General features: G+C 65.5%; 12 protein-coding genes. 5 read left to right on the top strand and 7 right to left on the bottom strand.

Features of this window, described 5'->3' with window-relative positions:
• The first annotated feature begins 1 nt into the window (after position 1).
• The gene (locus C8C94_RS10115; protein WP_121422792.1) at positions 2-1,039 is read left to right on the top strand and encodes a tripartite tricarboxylate transporter substrate binding protein; all 1,038 of its coding nucleotides are present in this window, start codon (positions 2-4) and stop codon (positions 1,037-1,039) included.
• A gap of 170 nt (positions 1,040-1,209) precedes the next feature.
• Here C8C94_RS10115 and C8C94_RS10110 read toward each other — a convergent pair whose 3' ends face one another.
• The 4 genes from C8C94_RS10110 to dnaG form a co-directional block, all read right to left on the bottom strand.
• Entirely contained in the window at positions 1,210-2,823 is a 1,614-nt protein-coding gene (locus tag C8C94_RS10110) for a methyl-accepting chemotaxis protein (protein ID WP_233573444.1), read from the bottom strand.
• 115 nt (positions 2,824-2,938) lie between these two features.
• Complete coding sequence (locus C8C94_RS10105) at positions 2,939-3,958, bottom strand: tripartite tricarboxylate transporter substrate binding protein (protein ID WP_121420621.1); 1,020 nt, start codon at positions 3,956-3,958, stop codon at positions 2,939-2,941.
• Positions 3,959-4,270: 312 nt separating this feature from the next.
• Positions 4,271-6,640, bottom strand: a complete 2,370-nt coding sequence (gene rpoD, locus C8C94_RS10100; protein ID WP_055398678.1) for an RNA polymerase sigma factor RpoD — start codon at positions 6,638-6,640, stop codon at positions 4,271-4,273.
• Positions 6,641-6,897: 257 nt separating this feature from the next.
• Positions 6,898-8,934: a DNA primase gene (dnaG, locus tag C8C94_RS10095; protein ID WP_121420620.1), complete on the bottom strand. Its 2,037-nt coding sequence runs from the start codon at positions 8,932-8,934 to the stop codon at positions 6,898-6,900.
• A gap of 60 nt (positions 8,935-8,994) precedes the next feature.
• On the opposite strand from dnaG, the gene C8C94_RS10090 reads away from it, so the two are divergent.
• The 3 genes from C8C94_RS10090 to C8C94_RS10080 are packed head-to-tail and all read left to right on the top strand — an operon-like array spanning position 8,995 to position 13,469.
• Positions 8,995-10,098 carry a PotD/PotF family extracellular solute-binding protein gene (locus tag C8C94_RS10090; protein WP_121420619.1) on the top strand — a complete coding sequence of 368 codons (1,104 nt, stop codon included), beginning with the start codon at positions 8,995-8,997 and terminating at the stop codon, positions 10,096-10,098.
• A 3-nt stretch (positions 10,099-10,101) separates the two neighbouring features.
• Positions 10,102-11,772 carry a diguanylate cyclase domain-containing protein gene (locus C8C94_RS10085; RefSeq protein ID WP_233573443.1) on the top strand — a complete coding sequence of 557 codons (1,671 nt, stop codon included), beginning with the start codon at positions 10,102-10,104 and terminating at the stop codon, positions 11,770-11,772.
• Positions 11,773-11,822: 50 nt separating this feature from the next.
• A complete protein-coding gene (locus tag C8C94_RS10080; protein WP_121420618.1) occupies positions 11,823-13,469 on the top strand; it encodes an acyl-CoA synthetase in 1,647 nt (548 codons plus the stop codon).
• Between the two features lie 9 nt (positions 13,470-13,478).
• Here the strand turns inward: C8C94_RS10080 and C8C94_RS10075 are convergent, their stop codons facing one another.
• Complete coding sequence (locus C8C94_RS10075) at positions 13,479-13,742, bottom strand: hypothetical protein (protein ID WP_108497552.1); 264 nt, start codon at positions 13,740-13,742, stop codon at positions 13,479-13,481.
• Positions 13,739-14,236, bottom strand: a complete 498-nt coding sequence (locus C8C94_RS10070; protein WP_121420617.1) for a hypothetical protein — start codon at positions 14,234-14,236, stop codon at positions 13,739-13,741. Before C8C94_RS10070 ends, C8C94_RS10075 begins: the two co-directional genes overlap by 4 nt.
• A 174-nt stretch (positions 14,237-14,410) precedes the next feature.
• Here C8C94_RS10070 and C8C94_RS10065 point away from each other — a divergent pair, with 174 nt between their 5' ends.
• Entirely contained in the window at positions 14,411-15,652 is a 1,242-nt protein-coding gene (locus C8C94_RS10065) for an ISL3 family transposase (RefSeq protein ID WP_121419550.1), read from the top strand.
• A 150-nt stretch (positions 15,653-15,802) separates the two neighbouring features.
• On the opposite strand, the gene C8C94_RS10060 is transcribed toward C8C94_RS10065, so the two are convergent.
• Positions 15,803-16,702 carry an AraC family transcriptional regulator gene (locus C8C94_RS10060; RefSeq protein WP_121420616.1) on the bottom strand — a complete coding sequence of 300 codons (900 nt, stop codon included), beginning with the start codon at positions 16,700-16,702 and terminating at the stop codon, positions 15,803-15,805.
• Positions 16,703-16,756 lie beyond the last annotated feature (54 nt).

Here is a 16,756-nt window from a genome sequence, read left to right as displayed (position 1 = left end):
CATGCCACGCACCACCACTGCCCCCGCTTCACCCCACGACACGCCTGCCGCCCGCAGCGTGCTCACGCGCCGCCAGGCCCTCGCCACCGGCGCCGCCGCGCTGGGGGCTGTGGCCTGGGGCCTGCCCCGCCTGGCCCGTGCCCAGGGCGATGGCAAGCCGCTGCGCGTGATCCTGCCGCTGTCGGCGGGCTCCGGGGTGGACGGCGCCATGCGCGCCATCAGCACCAGCCTGGCCAAGGCGCTGGGCCAGCCCGTGGTCATCGAGAACCTGCCGGGCGCAGGCGGCATCACCGGCACCACGCAGATCGTGCGGGCGCCCAAGGACGGCTCTGTGATCGGCGTGGTGTCCAACAACCACGTGGTCAACCCCAGCGTGTACAAGAACATTCCGTTCGACTCGCTCGCCGACATCGCGCCCATCACCATCCTGGGCGCCACGCCCTTCGTGCTGGTGGCCCACCCCTCGGTGCCCGTCAAGACCGTGCAGGAGCTGATCGCGCTGGCCAGGGCCAAACCCGGCGTCCTCAACTACGGCTCGTCGGGCAACGGCACCATCCTGCACCTGGCCGCAGCCATGTTCGTGGACCAGGCCAAGGTGTCGATCCAGCACATTCCCTACAAGGGCATGGGCCCGCTCATGAACGATGTGCTGGGCGGCCAAGTGCAATTGGCCGTGGTGGCGGTAGCGCCTGCGGCAGCGCACATCAAGTCGGGAGCGCTGCGCGTCCTGGGCGTGACCACGGCCAGCCGCGTGCCGTCGTTGCCCGGTGTGCCCACCATTGCGGAGCAGGGCTTGCCGGGCTACGAGCTCGACGGCTGGATCGCCCCGGTGGGGCCTGCCGGCCTGCCCAAGGCCGAGCTGCAACGCCTGTATGCCGCCTTCAAGGCCGCGATGGAAATGCCCGAGGCGCGCGACGCGCTCATCGCCCAGGGCTACGAAATCAAGCTCACCCCTGCGGAGCCAGCAGCCGCGTTCTTTCGATCCGAGGTGGCGCGCATGGCGCAGGTCGTGAAAAACGCCAACGTGACGATGGATTGACGCGGGGCCGCCGTGTGGGGTGCGGTTGCCCGAAGGGCGTAACGCGCCGTCGCCCCGCATGAGGTCGTCTGCCGGGTCAGGCTGCGCTCGGCCGAGCCGCAATTTGAATATTTTTGGACGCTAGCGCTTATGTGACAAGCGCTGGTAGCTATGTTTTTTATAGCTATTCATCAGCCCTGCGGTGCCGTCAGGGCGCGCTGCCCTGCCGGGTGGTGGTGAAGGTTCTGAAGCTGCGGCTGCTGGTGGCGCAGGCGGAACACCTCCACGGCCTCCACCAGCTGGCGGGCCTGGCCGCTCAGGCTGCCGGCGGCGGCGGCGCTTTCTTCCACCAGGGCGGCGTTTTGCTGGGTGGTTTCGTCCATGCGCACGATGGCCTGGGTGACGCGCAGCATGTCGGCGGTCTGGGCCGCGCTCGCCTGGCTGATTTCGTCCATGAGCGCGCTCACGCCCTGGATGGACGAGACGACTTCACCCATGGTGCTGCCCGCGTTGCGGGCGAGGTCAGAGCCGGCCTGCACGCGCTCCACGCTGGTCTGGATCAGCGCCTTGATCTCGCGCGCGGCGCTGGCACTGCGGGTGGCCAGGTTGCGCACCTCGCTGGCCACCACGGCAAAGCCGCGCCCTTGCTCGCCGGCGCGTGCTGCTTCCACGGCAGCATTGAGCGCCAGGATGTTGGTCTGAAACGCGATGCTGTCGATGACGCCGATGATGTCGGAAATGCGGCGTGAGCTGTCTTGAATGCCCTGAACCACCGTCACCATCTGCGTTACCACGTCGCCACCGCGCTGGGCCACCGATGCGCCGCTCTTGGCCAGCTCGCTGGCACGTTGGGCGTTGGAGGCGTTTTGCTGCACGGTGGCCTGCAGCTGCTGCATCGAAGAGGTGGTTTCGTCCAGCGACGAGGCCTGCTCTTCGGTACGCATGCTCAGGTCCACATTGCCTTGGGCAATCTCGGCGCTGGCACTGGCCACGCCCTCGGCGTTGCTGCGCACGCCCGACACCACGTTTTCCAGGTTCTCCTGCATGGTGCGCAGGGCTTCCAGCAGCCGAGCAGGTTCGTCCTTGCCATCGACCTCGATGGTGGTGGTCAGATCGCCGGCCGCCACCTTGTTGGCCACCGAGACCGCCACCCGCAGCGGGCGCACTACCGAGCGTGTGAGCAGCCAGCCCGCACAGCCGCCCAGGGCCGTGACCAGTGCCAGCGCTACCAGGCTGCTGATGAGCGCACGCCGCGCGCTCAGGGCCGCCTGCTCTGCAATGGTCGCGCTGCTGGCGGCCACCTGCTCGCTCAGTGCGGTGAGCAGCTTGGCCGGGCCCTGGTCGATGTCGGCCACGTCTGCGTCACCCGCAGAGGGCACAAAACCGAGCGACTGGAACACCTCAAAACCCTTGCGGTAGCCCTGTGCCATCTGCGCGTGGGCTTGGGTGAATTTCTGCAGCGCCGCCTTTTCCTGCGCATCGGTCAGTTGCGGCTCCAGCGCCTTGGCGGCGTCGGCCACCCGCTTTTCACTGGCCTGGAACGCTGCCCAGTGCAGTTCGCGCTTGCGCGAATCCTCACCCCGCAGCAGGGTGTTCTTCCACTCCTGCACCTGGGTCTTGAACTCGTTTTCCATGCGGCTCACTGCACGTTCCTGGGCCACGCGTTCCTGCACCGTGGTCTCGTAGGTGCCCAGGCTGCGGTACAGCGCCGCAATGCCGAACAGGGCAGCGCCCAGCAGGAGCGCGAGCACCAGGCCCAGTGCGGTGGCCATGCGTGCGCCGATGGAGTGGTTGGACATTTTCATCGGTCAGCTCCCAAGGTTGATCTCGGTTTTCCATCTTGCTGCACGTCGCCTGCAACCTCAAACCGGTATGGCCCGAGGGTGGCGCCCCGCAGCCGCACAGAGGCCTTGTTGCACTTCATGCCTTCAGCTTGAGCAGGTACACCATCACCCGTGCCGTGGTGAGGTCCAGTTCCATGAACTCTGCCAAATCCTTGCCTGTCAGCCAAGAGGGTTCCCAGCGATTGCTTTTGAGCGTGCGCAGCCAGGATTCATGGGCGGTGGCGGCCTCCACGGCGGCCAGCATCTCGGCCATGCGGGCGCTGGGCACCCCTTTGCCGGTGAACACGCCCCTCCAGTTGGCCATGGTGGCATCCAGCCCCTGCTCGCGGAAGGCGGGCAGGCCGAAGGCGCTGCGGCGGGACGACACGCCGATGGCGCGCAGTTTGCCTGCGGCTATCGCATCACTGAATTCGCTGTAGCCCGACAGCCCCACCGCCGCGTTGCCCGACACCAGGGCGTCCACCACCTCAGAGCCACCGGGGAAGGGTTTGTAGACCAGGTCTTCCGGCTTGGCCTTGGAGGCACGGGCCAGCACCCCGGCGAAGATGTGGTCCACCCCACCGGCCGAGCCCCCCGCCACCGGCAGGGCGCGCAGGTCGGCGCGCATGGCATCGGCCAGGTCCTTGGTGTTCTTGATGGGGGATTTGGCGGCTACCGCTGCCACCAGGTAATCGCTGGTGAGCCGGGCAATGGGCTGGATGTGGCCCATGTCCACGGCGGGCTTTTGCAGCGCCACGGCACCCACCATCACCATGCCGCCCATCAGCAGGGTGTTGGGGTCGTTGCCGTATTTTTCGGCGTATTTGGCCAGGCCGATGGTGCCGCCCTTGCCGCCAATGTTCTCGTACTCGATCTGGTCCGCCGCGCCCACCGCAGCCAGGGCCGCTCCCAGCGCGCGGCCCGTCTGGTCCCAGCCGCCCCCGGGGTTGGCCGGGATCACGATGCGCAGTGTGCCCGCCAGTTTGGGAGCCTTGGGGGCGGTGGGGCGGGCTGCGGTGGTGCTGGCTTGCGCCCACGCGGCCGGGGTCAAAGCGGTCCACGCCGTAGCGGCGAGTGCAGCATGTGCGAGTGCCTTGCGGCGGCTGAGGGGGGTCATGGGGTACCTCGTGAAAACGCGGGGGTGAAAAGCATGTCCTTCACGCAACCGGACAGCAGGGTCGGCTTCTCTGCGCAGCCTCGCCGCAAGAGGGCGGCTTGCAACGCTGCAGGGAAGTCTCCCAATTTTTGATTGGACGTGGTGGCAATGGTCACCATCCAAGCTGTCAGTCTGCTGTCGGGAGTATCAGGGTAAACGCGCTGGGCCTTGCGCAACGGATTGGCCATGAAAAACGCCCTGCGCCGCAATTGCGGGGCAGGGCGTTGTACTGAACGAATGCTGGGGTTCAGTGTGCCGCTGGCTGGGCAGGGATTACAGCGAGTCGATGAAGCTGCGCAGCTTGTCCGAGCGGCTGGGGTGCTTGAGCTTGCGCAGCGCCTTGGCTTCTATCTGGCGGATGCGTTCGCGCGTCACGTCAAACTGCTTGCCCACTTCTTCCAGCGTGTGGTCGCTGGTCATCTCGATACCAAAGCGCATGCGCAGCACCTTGGCTTCCCGCGGGGTCAGGCCGTCCAGGATGTCCTTGACCACGTCGCGCAGGCCGGCCTGCATGGCGGCTTCGATAGGGGCGGTGTTGGCGCCGTCTTCGATGAAGTCGCCCAGGTGGCTGTCGTCGTCGTCCCCGATCGGCGTTTCCATGGAGATCGGCTCTTTGGCGATCTTCATGATCTTGCGGATCTTGTCCTCGGGAATCTCCATCTTGGCCGCCAGGATGGACGCATCGGGCTCAAAACCAAACTCTTGCAAGTGCTGGCGGCTGATGCGGTTCATCTTGTTGATCGTCTCGATCATGTGCACCGGGATACGGATGGTGCGCGCCTGGTCGGCGATCGAGCGGGTGATGGCCTGGCGAATCCACCAGGTGGCATACGTCGAGAACTTGTAGCCACGGCGGTATTCGAACTTGTCCACCGCCTTCATCAGGCCGATGTTGCCTTCCTGGATCAGATCGAGGAACTGCAGGCCACGGTTCGTGTACTTCTTGGCAATCGAGATCACGAGGCGCAGGTTGGCCTCGATCATTTCCTTCTTGGCATCGCGCGAGGTGGCTTCACCTTCGTTCATGCGCTTGTTGATGCCCTTGAGCTCGGCCAGTGGCACCACCACGCGCGACTGCAGGTCCATCAGCTTTTGCTGCAGGTCCTGGATGGGCGGGATGTTGCGCGCAATCACGGCCGACCAGGGCTTGCCAGCAGTGGCCTGCTTTTCGACCCACTGCAGGTTCAGCAGGTTGGGCGGGAAGTCCTTGATGAACGTCTCTTGGGGCATGCCGCACTTGTCCACGATGATGCGGCGCAGCTCGCGTTCCTTCTTGCGCACATCGTCCACCTGGCCACGCACCATGTCGCACAGTTTTTCGATGGTCTTGGCGGTGAAGCGGATGGTCATCAGCTCGGCCGACAGGGCCTGCTGCGCCTTCACGTACGCAGGGGTGCCGTAGCCTTCCTTGTCGTACACCTTATGCACTTTTTCGAACAGCTCGCGCAGCTTGTCGAAGCGCTCCAGAGCCTGCTTCTTGAGTTCTTCGAGCTTCTTGGTCAGCGCCTTGGAGCCGCCCTTGCCGTCGTCGTCATCGGCTTCGTCGAATTCGTCGAAGTCTTCTTCGGCCACATAGTCGTCGGCCTCGTTGGGGTTGGAGAAGCCGTCCACGATGGTCGAGATCACGACCTTGCCTTCGCGGATGTCTTCGCCCATGTTCAGGATCTCGGCGATGGTGGCGGGCGATGCGCTGATCGCCTCCATCATGGCCATCAAGCCGCCTTCGATGCGCTTGGCGATTTCGATTTCGCCTTCGCGGGTCAGTAGCTCTACGGTGCCCATTTCGCGCATGTACATGCGAACCGGGTCTGTGGTGCGGCCGAACTCCGAGTCCACCGTGGACAGCGCGGCTTCAGCGGCTTCCTCGGCTTCTTCTTCGGTGGCGCCTGCGGGGGCGTTGTCCGTGATGATCAGCGCCTCGGCGTCGGGCGTCTGCTCGTACACCGCCACACCCAGGTCGTTCAGCGTGGTGATGACGGCTTCGAGGGTTTCGGCATCGACCAGCTTGTCGGGCAAGTGGTCGTTGATTTCAACGTGGGTGAGGTAGCCGCGCGTCTTGCCCAGCTTGATCAGGGCCTTCAGGCGCGCACGGCGCTTGGCCATGTCCTCTTCGGACAGGACGGTTTCGTCCAGGCCGAATTCCTTCATCAAGGCGCGTTCCTTCGCCTTGCTGATCTTCATGCGCAGCGGCTTGACCTTCTCAACCGTGGCTGCGGTTTCGGTGGTTTCTTCGACTTCACCTTCCAGGTCGGCCTCGATGTCGGACAGGTCGGTGTCGTCACCGCCTTCGTCGCCAGCGGCCGCAGCCTTGGGCTTGCGTCCGCGCTTGGCGGGGGCCTTGGCTTCGGCGGCACCAGCGGCCTTGGCAGGGCGGCCTGGGCGCTTCTTCGGGGTTTCTTCGTCGTCGGATGCTGCAGCCTTGGCGCGGGCAGGCTTTTTCTTCAGCAATTCATCGGCAGCTTTGGTCAGCTCGGCAGAACTTTTCACAGGCACAGTTTTCACTTTCTTGGCAACCGGGGCGGGCGCGGCGGCAGCTTTTTGAGAAGCAGCCTTGGCCGGGGCTTTGGCAGCGGTTTTGGTGGCAGCCTTTGCGGCGGTACCTGGAGCAGACTTGAGTGGCTTCGCGGACTTTTGAGCGGGCATGGAACAACCTCAGGATCAAAAACGGACACAAAGAAAACGCAAGCGCCTCAGGTCCCGGCGCGGGTGGCAACGCAAAGCTACGAGGGCTTTGCGCTTTGAGGGGAGGCCCTCAGGGGCAAGATGTCTGGGCGATCATTTGGTGTGCAGTCCTTGCGATGGTTGGACGGTTGTGCGCGTTTGTCACGGTGGTCCGGCTCGGAGGTGCTGCTGTCGCTCTTGCCAATAACTAACCCTACATTATACCTTTGGCGCTGATTTCAAGCCGCCTTTGCAGCCACGCCGAGTAAAACCCTGCGCTTTTGTTCCAAGCCGCGGTAACGCTCCAGGGCCGTCGGGTCATCAGCCGCTTGGAGCATCAATAGCTTTTGCTGTGCCTCGATGTCCTCAATCTGCATGCGGTTGAGCAGGTCGCGCAGTTCCAGTCGCAGCTCCTGCATTGCGCCTTCGGTCTGGGCGTGCGAGCCCGTCATCACCTTGACGGCCAGCGCTTCGCATTCGTGCTCGCGCAGGCTTTCGCGCAGCACAGCCCAGGCCAAGGGGCCATGTTCATGAAACTGCGCTTCCAGCCAGCTGAACAGCGGGCCGTGGGGGGCGGGCTGCGCGCACAGGGTGGTGTGGTCGTCGTGGGTCAGCTCCTCCAGAAACGCCATGTGCGACAGCAGCAGGCGCGCAGCATGGTCCGCTCGGCTGGCCGTGGGGGTGCGTGGCAGGCGGGGCTGGGGTGGCCAGGGGGAGTCCTTGTCCTTTTTCTTCCAGTTGCTCTTCCAGTCGCCACCCTTGCGGAATGCGGGCCTGTTGTTGCCGTAGCCGCTGCCATTGCTATAGCTGCCTGGATATCCTCCGGCCGGTTCCCCTTGGGGCGGCCACGCTCCGGCATCGGGCGGGGCGTCCCAGGACGGCGGTTCGTGATCGTAGGCCGCCGGGGCCTGCCGGGCTGGCGCACTGCCTGCGCCAGGGTGGCCAGAGTGAGAGGACCGGGGTGCCTCGCGCGACGTGGCCTGGCCCCACAGGTCGGCCAGGTCCTGGGCCTTGAGCTGGGTCAGGTCCGCCAGATCGCTGAGCACCTGGCGCTTGAGCACGCCATCGGGCAGTGCCGTCCACAGCGGGCGGGCGTTGCTGGCCATGTGGGCGCGGCCCTCGGCGGTGGCCAGATCGCAGCCATCACTTGCTGATTCAACCAGGAAGCGGCTGAGCGGCACGGCCTCGCTCACGTGCCGGGCAAAAGCGTCCGTGCCGTTGGCGCGGATGAAGCTGTCGGGGTCATGCTCTGCAGGCAAGAAGAGGAATTTGATGCTGCGCGTGTCCGTGGCGTGGGGCAGGGCGCCGTCGAGTGCCTTGCGCGCAGCGCGCCGACCTGCCGCGTCGCCATCGAAGCTGAACACCACCGATTCCGTAAAGCGCAGAAGCTTTTGCACATGTTCAGGTGTGCAGGCCGTGCCCAGCGTGGCCACCGCATTCGGAAAGCCCAGCTGCGCCAGCGCCACCACGTCCATGTAGCCTTCGGTTACCAGCGCGTAGCCGTGCTCGCGGATGGCGGTGCGCGCCTCGAAAAGGCCATACAGTTCGCGCCCCTTGTGAAACACCGGGGTTTCGGGTGAGTTGAGGTACTTGGGCTTGTCATCGCCCAACACCCGCCCGCCAAAGCCGATGCATTCGCCCTTGACGTTGCGGATGGGGAACATCACCCGGTCGCGAAACCGGTCATAGCGCTTGCCGCCATCTTCGTCGTTGACGATGACCAACCCGCTCTCTTCCAGCAGCGGGTCGTCGTATTGCGGGAACACGCTGGCCAGGCTGCGCCAGCCCTCCGGTGCGTAGCCCAGGCCATAGCGCTTGGCCACGGTGCCCGAGACGCCGCGGCCTTTGAAGTAACCGATAGCGCGCTGTGACTCGCGCAGGTGGCGTCGGTAGGCGTCGGCGGCTTTTTCGAGCACATCGGTCAGCGTGGCCTGCTTTTGGCGGGCGGCGGCGGCGCGCTCTTTTTCCTGTGGGGAGATGTCGTCGTCCGGTACCTGCAGGCCCACTTGCTGGGCCAGATCCTGTACCGCCTCGACAAACCCCATACCCGCGTGTTCCATGAGGAAACTGATGGCATTGCCGTTCTTTCCACACCCAAAGCAGTGGTAGAACTGCTTGGCGGGGCTGACGCTGAACGAGGGGGATTTTTCGCCGTGGAAGGGGCACAGCCCCATGAAATTAGCGCCACCTTTCTTCAATGGCACGTAGCGGCCCACGATGTCGACCACATCGACGCGGGCAAGCAACTCCTGAATGAAAGACTGTGGGATCGTCACACCCCGTATTGTCCGCGTAAACTATTTGTTACCAGATATTGCAGAAGCGGGGCTTTCGGCATGGCAGTCACGTTGCGGCACCAGGCGGTGGGTGGGGCAGGCACCTCGGCGCAGCACATGCTGCGGCGCCGGGATGTGGCTGTGCTGCTGCCGCTGGTGGCAACAGGCCTGTGGCCCACGGCAGCGCATGCGGCGCCGGTGCTGCGTGTGCTGTCCTGGCCCGGGTATGCCGATCCCGATATCGTGGCGGTTTTCGAGAAGCGCCATGGCGCCAAGGTGGAGATCACCACCGTCGCCTCTGACGATGTGCTGCGTGCCAAGCTGGCCAACCCCCAGGGAGCCGGTTTTGATCTGGTGGCCGCCAATACGGCCGAAATTGCGCGGCTGGTGGCCCGCCGGCTGCTCGCACCGTTGCCCGTGCACAACATCCCCAACACCGAGCGGCAACTGCCGCGCTTTCGGCAACTGCATGCCATCGCTGGCATTGCGCAGGGTTCGGATGTGTATGCAATGCCCTACACCTATTCAGAGATGGGGCTGATCTACGACCGCCAGCAGATCACTACCCCGCCTGCCTCCATTGCCGTGCTGTGGGACCCCCGCTGGCGCGGGCGCGTGCTGGCATTTGACGGCAGCAGCCACGGTTTTTCGCTGGCTGCGATGTACCGGGGGATGGCGCCGTTCCATATCCCCGCCGCGCAGTTTGGCCCGCTGGCGCGGGATCTGGTGGCCCTGCGCCGCAACGTGCGCTCGTTTTACAGCCTTCCCGAAGAGTCGCTGGAGCTGTTTCGCAAACACCGCATTGCGGTCATGCATGCCAACTATGGCCAGCAGCAGCTCAAGCAGTTGCGGGATGCGGGGCTGGATGTGGGCTACGTGGTACCGCGCGAAGGGGCGTTGGCCTGGCTGGACTGCTGGGCCATCACCCGCCGGTCCACCCAGGTGGCGCTGGCCACCGATTGGATCAACTACATGCTCGACCCCTCCGTCAGCCGCGAACTGACCCGGCGCCAGGGCCTGGCCAACACGCTCGAAGAGCCGCCCGCGCTGTCGGGCGATGCCCCCGCAGGCGCTATTGTGTGGCTGGAGCCCGTGGAGGACGAGGCCCGCCGCGCGCAGCTGTGGCAGCGCATCCTGTCGGGCGACCGACCGAACCGGTTCTGAGCCATGAAAACCCGCATGAAATGGGGCATTGCGCTTCGGCTGGGGATGCTGCTCGCGTCCTTCAGTGTGTTTGCGGCCATTCTTGCGGGTTACTACACCTTTGATTCCAGCCGCGCGCGTCTGCAGGGGCGGGCCGAACAGGCGTTGCTGGCCACCACGCAGGTGCTGGCGCGCCACATGCAAGCCGGCTTTGGCACCGTGGCGCGCGACACGGCTTTTCTGGCCAGTGTGGCGGCCATAGAGCAGGACAAGAACGTGCTGGCTGATGTGTTCCGTGCCAGCTTGATCACCCACCCGAGCTACCTGCAGATCCGCTTCATCGGCGTGCAGGACTTTGGCCTGGAGCTCGTACGCATCGACCGGACTGGCGACGCCTGGGTCCGCGCCAGCGAGGACGAACTGCAGGAGAAGGCCCATTTCCCCTTTGTGTTCGAAACCCTGGCGTTGGCGCCGGGCGAGGTCTATGTATCGGAGTTCGGCATCAACCACGAAGGCGCAGCCGATGCCGAGCCGCTGCCCGTGTTCAGCATGGCTTCGCCCGTGGTGCGGGGTGGCCAGGTGCGTGGCGTGGTGGTGGTGCGTGTGGCGGCGCAGCATTTCCTGCGTAGCTTCAACACAGCGCTGCCCGCGCCTTATGGTTTCTTCCTCAGCAACCGCTGGGGCGATTTTCTGGTGCACCCGGACGCCAGCCAGACCTTCGGGTTCGACCGGGGCCAGCGCATCCTGATCCAGGACAGCTTTGCGCCCGTGGCCGCACTGGTCGGGGGCCACCAGGAAGAGGTGGTGCTCAGCCTGCCGGGCACTGACGACGAAGAGGCCCGCGTCTTCTCGTTCGTACGCATGCCCTTCGGGCGCGAGGAGGAAAAGCGGTTTATGGTGGTGGGGCTCTCGCAACCACTGGCGGCGGTCCAGGGCGAGGTGGTGAACCTGGGCAACAGCATCCTCAAGATCCTGCTGGTGCTGAGTGCCGTGGGGGTGGTGCTGGCGGCGTTGGTTTCACGCGTGGTCACCCAGCCCCTCAAAGCCATGGTGCGTGCCACGCAGGCACTGCCGCAGGGCCGTCCCCACGGCGTGCTGCCGGTGGATCGCGAGGACGAGGTGGGTGAGCTGGCGCGCAGCTTTCAAGACATGGAGCAGCAGATCCTGCGCCAGATGAACGAACTCAACGCCAGCCGCGATGCCATGGCCCACCTGGCACACCACGACGCACTCACCGGCCTGCCCAACCGCCGCATGTTCGAGCAGCGCCTGGCGCAGGCGCTGGAGCTATCGCGCCGCAGCGGGCGTGACTGCGCGCTGCTGTTTGTGGACCTGGATGACTTCAAGGCCATCAATGACGGGCGGGGGCACGCCGTGGGCGACCTGGTGCTGCAGGCCGTGGCCCGCACCATCGTAGGCGCCGTGCGCCAGGCCGACACCGTGGCCCGGCTTGCGGGCGACGAATTCACCGTGTTGTGCGAGAACGTGGATTCCGAAGATGCGGCCCTGCAGATCGCTGCCAAGCTGGAGCAGGCCTTCGAGTCTCCGCTCGACATCGAAGGCCAGCCCTTCCCGGTGCGAGCCAGCATCGGCGTGAGTCTGTTCCCGCGCGACGCGCAGGACGCGCACACGCTGCTGGCCAGCGCCGACGCGGCGATGTACCGTATCAAGCAGAGTCGCCGCCGAAGGGTTTGAGTCAGCCTGGGGCGGTAGGCTGCGTTCTGTTTACCTCTCAGCACCGACCCATGACCTCCATCTTTGACCAGCACCTGCCCCGCACCGAAGCCAACTTCGCTGCCCTGTCCCCCCTGTCGTTCATCGAACGCACGGCCGAGGTCTACCCCGACCGTCTGGCCATCGTGCACGGCACGCTGCGCCAGACCTGGGCACAGACCTACGCGCGCTGCCGCCAGCTGGCCAGCGCGCTGACCCAGGCCGGCATTGGTAAGAACGACACCGTGGCCGTGATGCTGCCCAACACCCCACCCATGGTGGAGGCGCACTTTGGCGTGCCCATGGCGGGCGCGGTGCTCAACACCCTCAACACCCGGCTCGACCCGGAGGCCATCGCCTTCATGCTCGACCACGGCGAGGCCAAGGCCGTCATCGTGGACGCGGAGTTCACCGGCACCATGGCCAAGGCACTGGCCCTGCGCACGGGCACTACCCCCATCCGCGTGATCGAGGTGCAGGACGCGCTCTACGGCCCCGCCGTGCAAAGCCTGGGCGGCACCGACTACGAAGCCTTTGTGGCCAGCGGCGATGCGGCCTTTGCCTGGAGCCTGCCCGCCGACGAGTGGGATGCGATTGCGCTCAACTACACATCAGGCACCACCGGCAACCCCAAAGGCGTGGTCTACCACCACCGGGGTGCGGCCACCAACGCCATCAGCAACGTGCTGGAGTGGGACATGCCCAAACACGCCGTCTACCTGTGGACGCTGCCCATGTTCCATTGCAACGGCTGGTGTTTTCCGTGGACGGTGGCAGCGCGTGCAGCCGTCAACGTGTGCCTGCGCCGCGTGGACGCGCAGGCCATTTTCGACGCCATCCGCAACCACGGCGTCACCCACTACTGCGGCGCGCCCATCGTGCACGGCCTGCTGGTCAACGCGCCCGACGCGATGAAGGTGGGCATCCCCGCAGGCGTCAAGGCCATGGTGGCGGGCGCCGCGCCACCGGCCTCGATGATCGAGGGCATGGAGAAAATGGGGTTCGACCTGACCCATGTGTACGGCCTGACCGAGGTGTATGGCCCCGCCACCGTGTGTGCCAAACACGAAGCCTGGGATCAGCTCGACATCGGCGAGCGCGCCCGCCTCAACGCCCGCCAGGGCGTGCGCTACCACCTGGAGCGCGATGTGCGCGTGCTCGACCCCGAGACCATGCTGCCCGTGCCGCAGGACGGCGAAACCATGGGCGAGATCATGTTCAAGGGCAACATCGCCATGAAGGGCTACCTCAAGAACCCCAAGGCCACCGACGAGGCCTTTGCGGGCGGCTGGTTCCACAGCGGCGACCTGGCCGTGCAGTACCCCGACGGCTACATCAAGATCAAGGACCGCAGCAAGGACATCATCATCTCGGGCGGCGAGAACATCTCGTCCATCGAGGTCGAAGACGTGCTCTACCGCCACCCCGACGTGCTGGCCGCTGCCGTGGTGGCCAAGCCCGACCCCAAGTGGGGCGAGACGCCCTGCGCGTTTGTGGAGCTGAAGGCCGGTGCGCAGACCACGCCCGAAGACATCGTGGCGCATTGCAAGAAGCACCTGGCGGGCTTCAAGGTGCCGCGTGCCGTGGTGTTTGGCGAGCTGCCCAAGACCAGCACCGGCAAGATCCAGAAGTTCGAGCTGCGCAAGCAGGCCGGCTCGGCGGCCGCCATCAACGTCTGATCACCCGGCTCAGCCAAAACCGCACGCCAGCGTCTGCCGGCCGCCATCGAGGTTGTATTCGGACTTCCAGTAGTGCCGGTCTTCGATGGCGGTGAACTCCACGCCAGGCCCGGTCGGGTAGGCCTTCGCGAAAGGGCGGCGCAGGATCACGAGCAACTCGCACCGGGGCGGCCAGTCCGCCACCTCGTCGATAACGTTGCCCTGCGCCAGTTCGGCCTCCAGGATCGCACGCAGCGGGGCGGCCAGCGCGGCGAGAACCTGCTGGCGGCTCATGCGCAGGGCTGGCTGGCGGCAAGGGGCCTCGCCGACCGCTGGGTCGCCGCATCGTCCAGCAGCCGCTGCAGCGCCTGCACCTGCCACTGGTGCTCCGGCTCAAACGCCGAGAGGTCTTGCACCGCATACCCGCCATAGGCATACACCGTGGCATAGGCCGCGTAGCTGGCGGCCTCCAGCGCCCGGCCCGCCAGCGCGTTGGCCACAGCGTAGGTGGCCGACACGGCGGCATGGGCCGACCCGTCCAGCGACTGCGAGCCCCGGTGGTGCGAGGCCACCGCTTTCAGCCGCTCTGCTGCGTTGGTCAAAGTGGCCGCATCCACCGTGCCCGCCGTGAACGCGGCCAGCACGTCGAGGCCAGCGATGGCCTCCGGATCTTCCAGCAGATGGCGCACGCGCTGCACACAGGCCAGGCCAAAGGCCAGGCGCAGCGGGGTGTGGGCGTCGCTGGCCAGCCCGCAGTCGGTTGCCAGTTGGGTGAGAGCGGCGTTCATGGTGTGAGTCCTTTCCAGCGGCTGATTAATTTGCAGAGCTTTGCTATCAATTAAATAGCTGTTTGCGCAATCAGGATAAGCGCCAGGGCCTGTTTTTATGGCTCTCTTCCGTTTCGGGTGGAACACTACAGTTCAAATAAATCCATTGACACCCCCTGAACAGGAGCCCTCCCGATGCAAGAAGCGTTGTTCTGCCAAGCGTTGGGGCTGGCCGCGCCCTGGGCTGTGGAGCGTGTTGCACTGGATGTCGAGCGCAGCCGCATCGACCTGTACGTGGTCTGGCAATCGGGCAGTGCCGCCTGCCCCGTTTGCGCCGCAGCTGAGCAGAAACTGCATGACCACCGCCAGCGCAGCTGGCGGCATCTTGATTTCTTTCAGTTCGAAGCCTACGTGCACTGCGCGCTGCCTCGCGTGTCATGCAGCGCCTGCAGCTCTACGACCCAGCTGAGTGTTCCCTGGGCGCGAGAGGGCAGCCGCTTCACGCTCATGTTCGAGGCTCTGGCTCTGACGCTGGCCCGTGAGATGCCGGTGGCCGCGTGTGCACGCATCCTGCGCTGTGCGGACAACGCCTTGTGGCGCCAGATCGATGCCCATGTCAGCTTGGCGCGCGCCAAGGAGAGCTACGCGGGTGTGGCGGTCATCGGTATCGATGAGACCAGCTGCGCCAAAGGCCACAGCTACATCACCCTGGTGCACGATCTTGAGCGGGCGCGACTGATCTACGCCACACCCGGCAAGGATGCCAGCACCGTGCAGCGCTTTGCGGCGGACCTCAAGAGCCACCAAGGCAGGCCCGAAGCCATCCAGGTGGTGTGCATGGACATGTCCAAGGCCTTTATCGCAGGAGCAGGCCAGCACTTGCCCCAGGCGGCCATTGCCTTTGATGGCTTTCATGTGGTGCAGATGGCCAACCGGGCAGTGGACGCAGTGCGGCGGGAAGAGGCCCGGGGCGAGCGCTGGCTCAAGAAGACCCGTTGGTGCTGGCTCAAGGACAAAGCCAAGTGGACGGACAAAGAGCAGGCAAAGATGGATTGGCTGCCTCGCACCCGATTGAAGACCGCCAGGGCGTGGCGGATGAAGGAGGCGCTGCGCGATGTTTACAGGAACTCAGACGCGGATGCCGCCAGCAGTGCACAGGCACTCAAGAAATGGCTGCACTGGGCGCAACGCAGCCGCTTGCAGCCCTTCAAGGACTTGGCCAAGACCATCCAGCAACACTGGGCGGGAATACTCCAGGCGTTTGATGCTTCTCATCTGCACACCGGCTATGTGGAGGCGGTGAACTCACTGTTGCAAGCAGCTAAGGCCAAGGCGCGTGGCTATGGCACCACCGATCACTTCATCGCCATGGCGTTCTTGATTGCTGGCAAGCTCACTCACCTGCCAGGCAGTCCTTTGCGAAAAGCAAGGGCCTGACCATGGCTCTGGTGGGGAATGTGGCGTTCCACCCGAAATGGAAGAGAGCCGTTTTTATCAAAATCCTGGCGCTGCGCAGCCGGCGCAGGAAATTGTGGCGGCCCGTGGGCCGCGCGTCCAGCCGGGCAGAGGAGGTGGCGGCTTAGCTAGCTATGCTGCAAGGCCCTCCAGCCAGACCCGTGGCGACATGCCCACCTTCTGCGCAAACACGCGCGACAGCGCCGAGGGGTTGGCGTAACCCAGCTCGTTGGCAATCGACTTCAACGACCGTCCGCCGCGCAGATGGGCCTGTGCCAGCGTCAGCCGCCAGTGCGCCAGGTAGTCGGCGGGGGTGTCGCCCACCACCGCCTTGAAGCGGGCCGCAAACGCACTGCGCGACATGCCTGCCTGCTGCGCCATCTGCGCCAGGCTCCATGGCTGGCCCGGCGCATCGTGCAAGGCGGTGAGGGCGCGGGCCAGGGCAGGGTCGGCGAGACCCGTGAGCAGGCCGGGCGGCATGTGCGCCTGCTCAGGGTGGTCCAGCAGCCAGCGCAGCAGTTGCAGCAGCACCACTTCGAACAGCCGGTCGGCCAGCACGCGGTGGCCGCAGCGCAGGCGGTCGGTTTCGGCAAACAGCAGGTCCAGGGACTGCTGCAGCCCGTCCACCTTGCCCAGGGGCAGCAGCACCAGCGGGGGCAGGGCGCGGGCCAGCGGGTGACTGGCACCACCGTCAAAGTCCAGCGCCGCGCAGGTGAAGTCCGAGCCCTCCGTGGGCGCGTTGTGAAAAAAATGCTCCAGCGGTCGGGCGTAGAAGAGCAGGCTGGGCTCAGCTACCTCCAGCCGCTCCGGTGGCCCCGCCTGGGGCTGGTGCGTCACCACCATCTCGCCACGGCGCAGCACATGCAGAAACCCGCGCCCGGGCGCCGCCGCAAAGTGGGTCACGCCGCACAGCGGGCCGCTGTGGAACAGGTGGGCGCGCACCCGAAAGCGCTCCAGCAGCGACGACAGCCGGTCAAACGGAGCGGGTGCCTGCGTTGGCAGAGGCGTGGTGCAAGTGTCGCGGGCATTCATGGTGATTTTGGATGATTAGGTATGAATGGTGGATTTTATGTGCCCAATGGTACG

Source organism: Acidovorax sp. 94, from assembly GCF_003634645.1.
Taxonomy (GTDB): domain Bacteria; phylum Pseudomonadota; class Gammaproteobacteria; order Burkholderiales; family Burkholderiaceae_C; genus Acidovorax; species Acidovorax facilis.
The sequence above is the reverse complement of the archived record's forward strand: the minus strand, read 5'-3'. Positions and strand labels throughout refer to the sequence as shown.

Bases quoted from the DNA above. Each gene is read 5' to 3' on its own strand.
- C8C94_RS10115 (WP_121422792.1), top strand. From the start codon at position 2: ATGCCACGCACCACCACTGCCCCCGCTTCACCCCACGACACGCCTGCC.
- C8C94_RS10110 (WP_233573444.1), bottom strand. From the start codon at position 2,823: ATGAAAATGTCCAACCACTCCATCGGCGCACGCATGGCCACCGCACTG.
- C8C94_RS10105 (WP_121420621.1), bottom strand. From the start codon at position 3,958: ATGACCCCCCTCAGCCGCCGCAAGGCACTCGCACATGCTGCACTCGCC.
- rpoD (WP_055398678.1), bottom strand. From the start codon at position 6,640: ATGCCCGCTCAAAAGTCCGCGAAGCCACTCAAGTCTGCTCCAGGTACC.
- C8C94_RS10090 (WP_121420619.1), top strand. From the start codon at position 8,995: ATGGCAGTCACGTTGCGGCACCAGGCGGTGGGTGGGGCAGGCACCTCG.
- C8C94_RS10085 (WP_233573443.1), top strand. From the start codon at position 10,102: ATGAAAACCCGCATGAAATGGGGCATTGCGCTTCGGCTGGGGATGCTG.
- C8C94_RS10080 (WP_121420618.1), top strand. From the start codon at position 11,823: ATGACCTCCATCTTTGACCAGCACCTGCCCCGCACCGAAGCCAACTTC.
- C8C94_RS10075 (WP_108497552.1), bottom strand. From the start codon at position 13,742: ATGAGCCGCCAGCAGGTTCTCGCCGCGCTGGCCGCCCCGCTGCGTGCG.
- C8C94_RS10070 (WP_121420617.1), bottom strand. From the start codon at position 14,236: ATGAACGCCGCTCTCACCCAACTGGCAACCGACTGCGGGCTGGCCAGC.
- C8C94_RS10065 (WP_121419550.1), top strand. From the start codon at position 14,411: ATGCAAGAAGCGTTGTTCTGCCAAGCGTTGGGGCTGGCCGCGCCCTGG.
- C8C94_RS10060 (WP_121420616.1), bottom strand. From the start codon at position 16,702: ATGAATGCCCGCGACACTTGCACCACGCCTCTGCCAACGCAGGCACCC.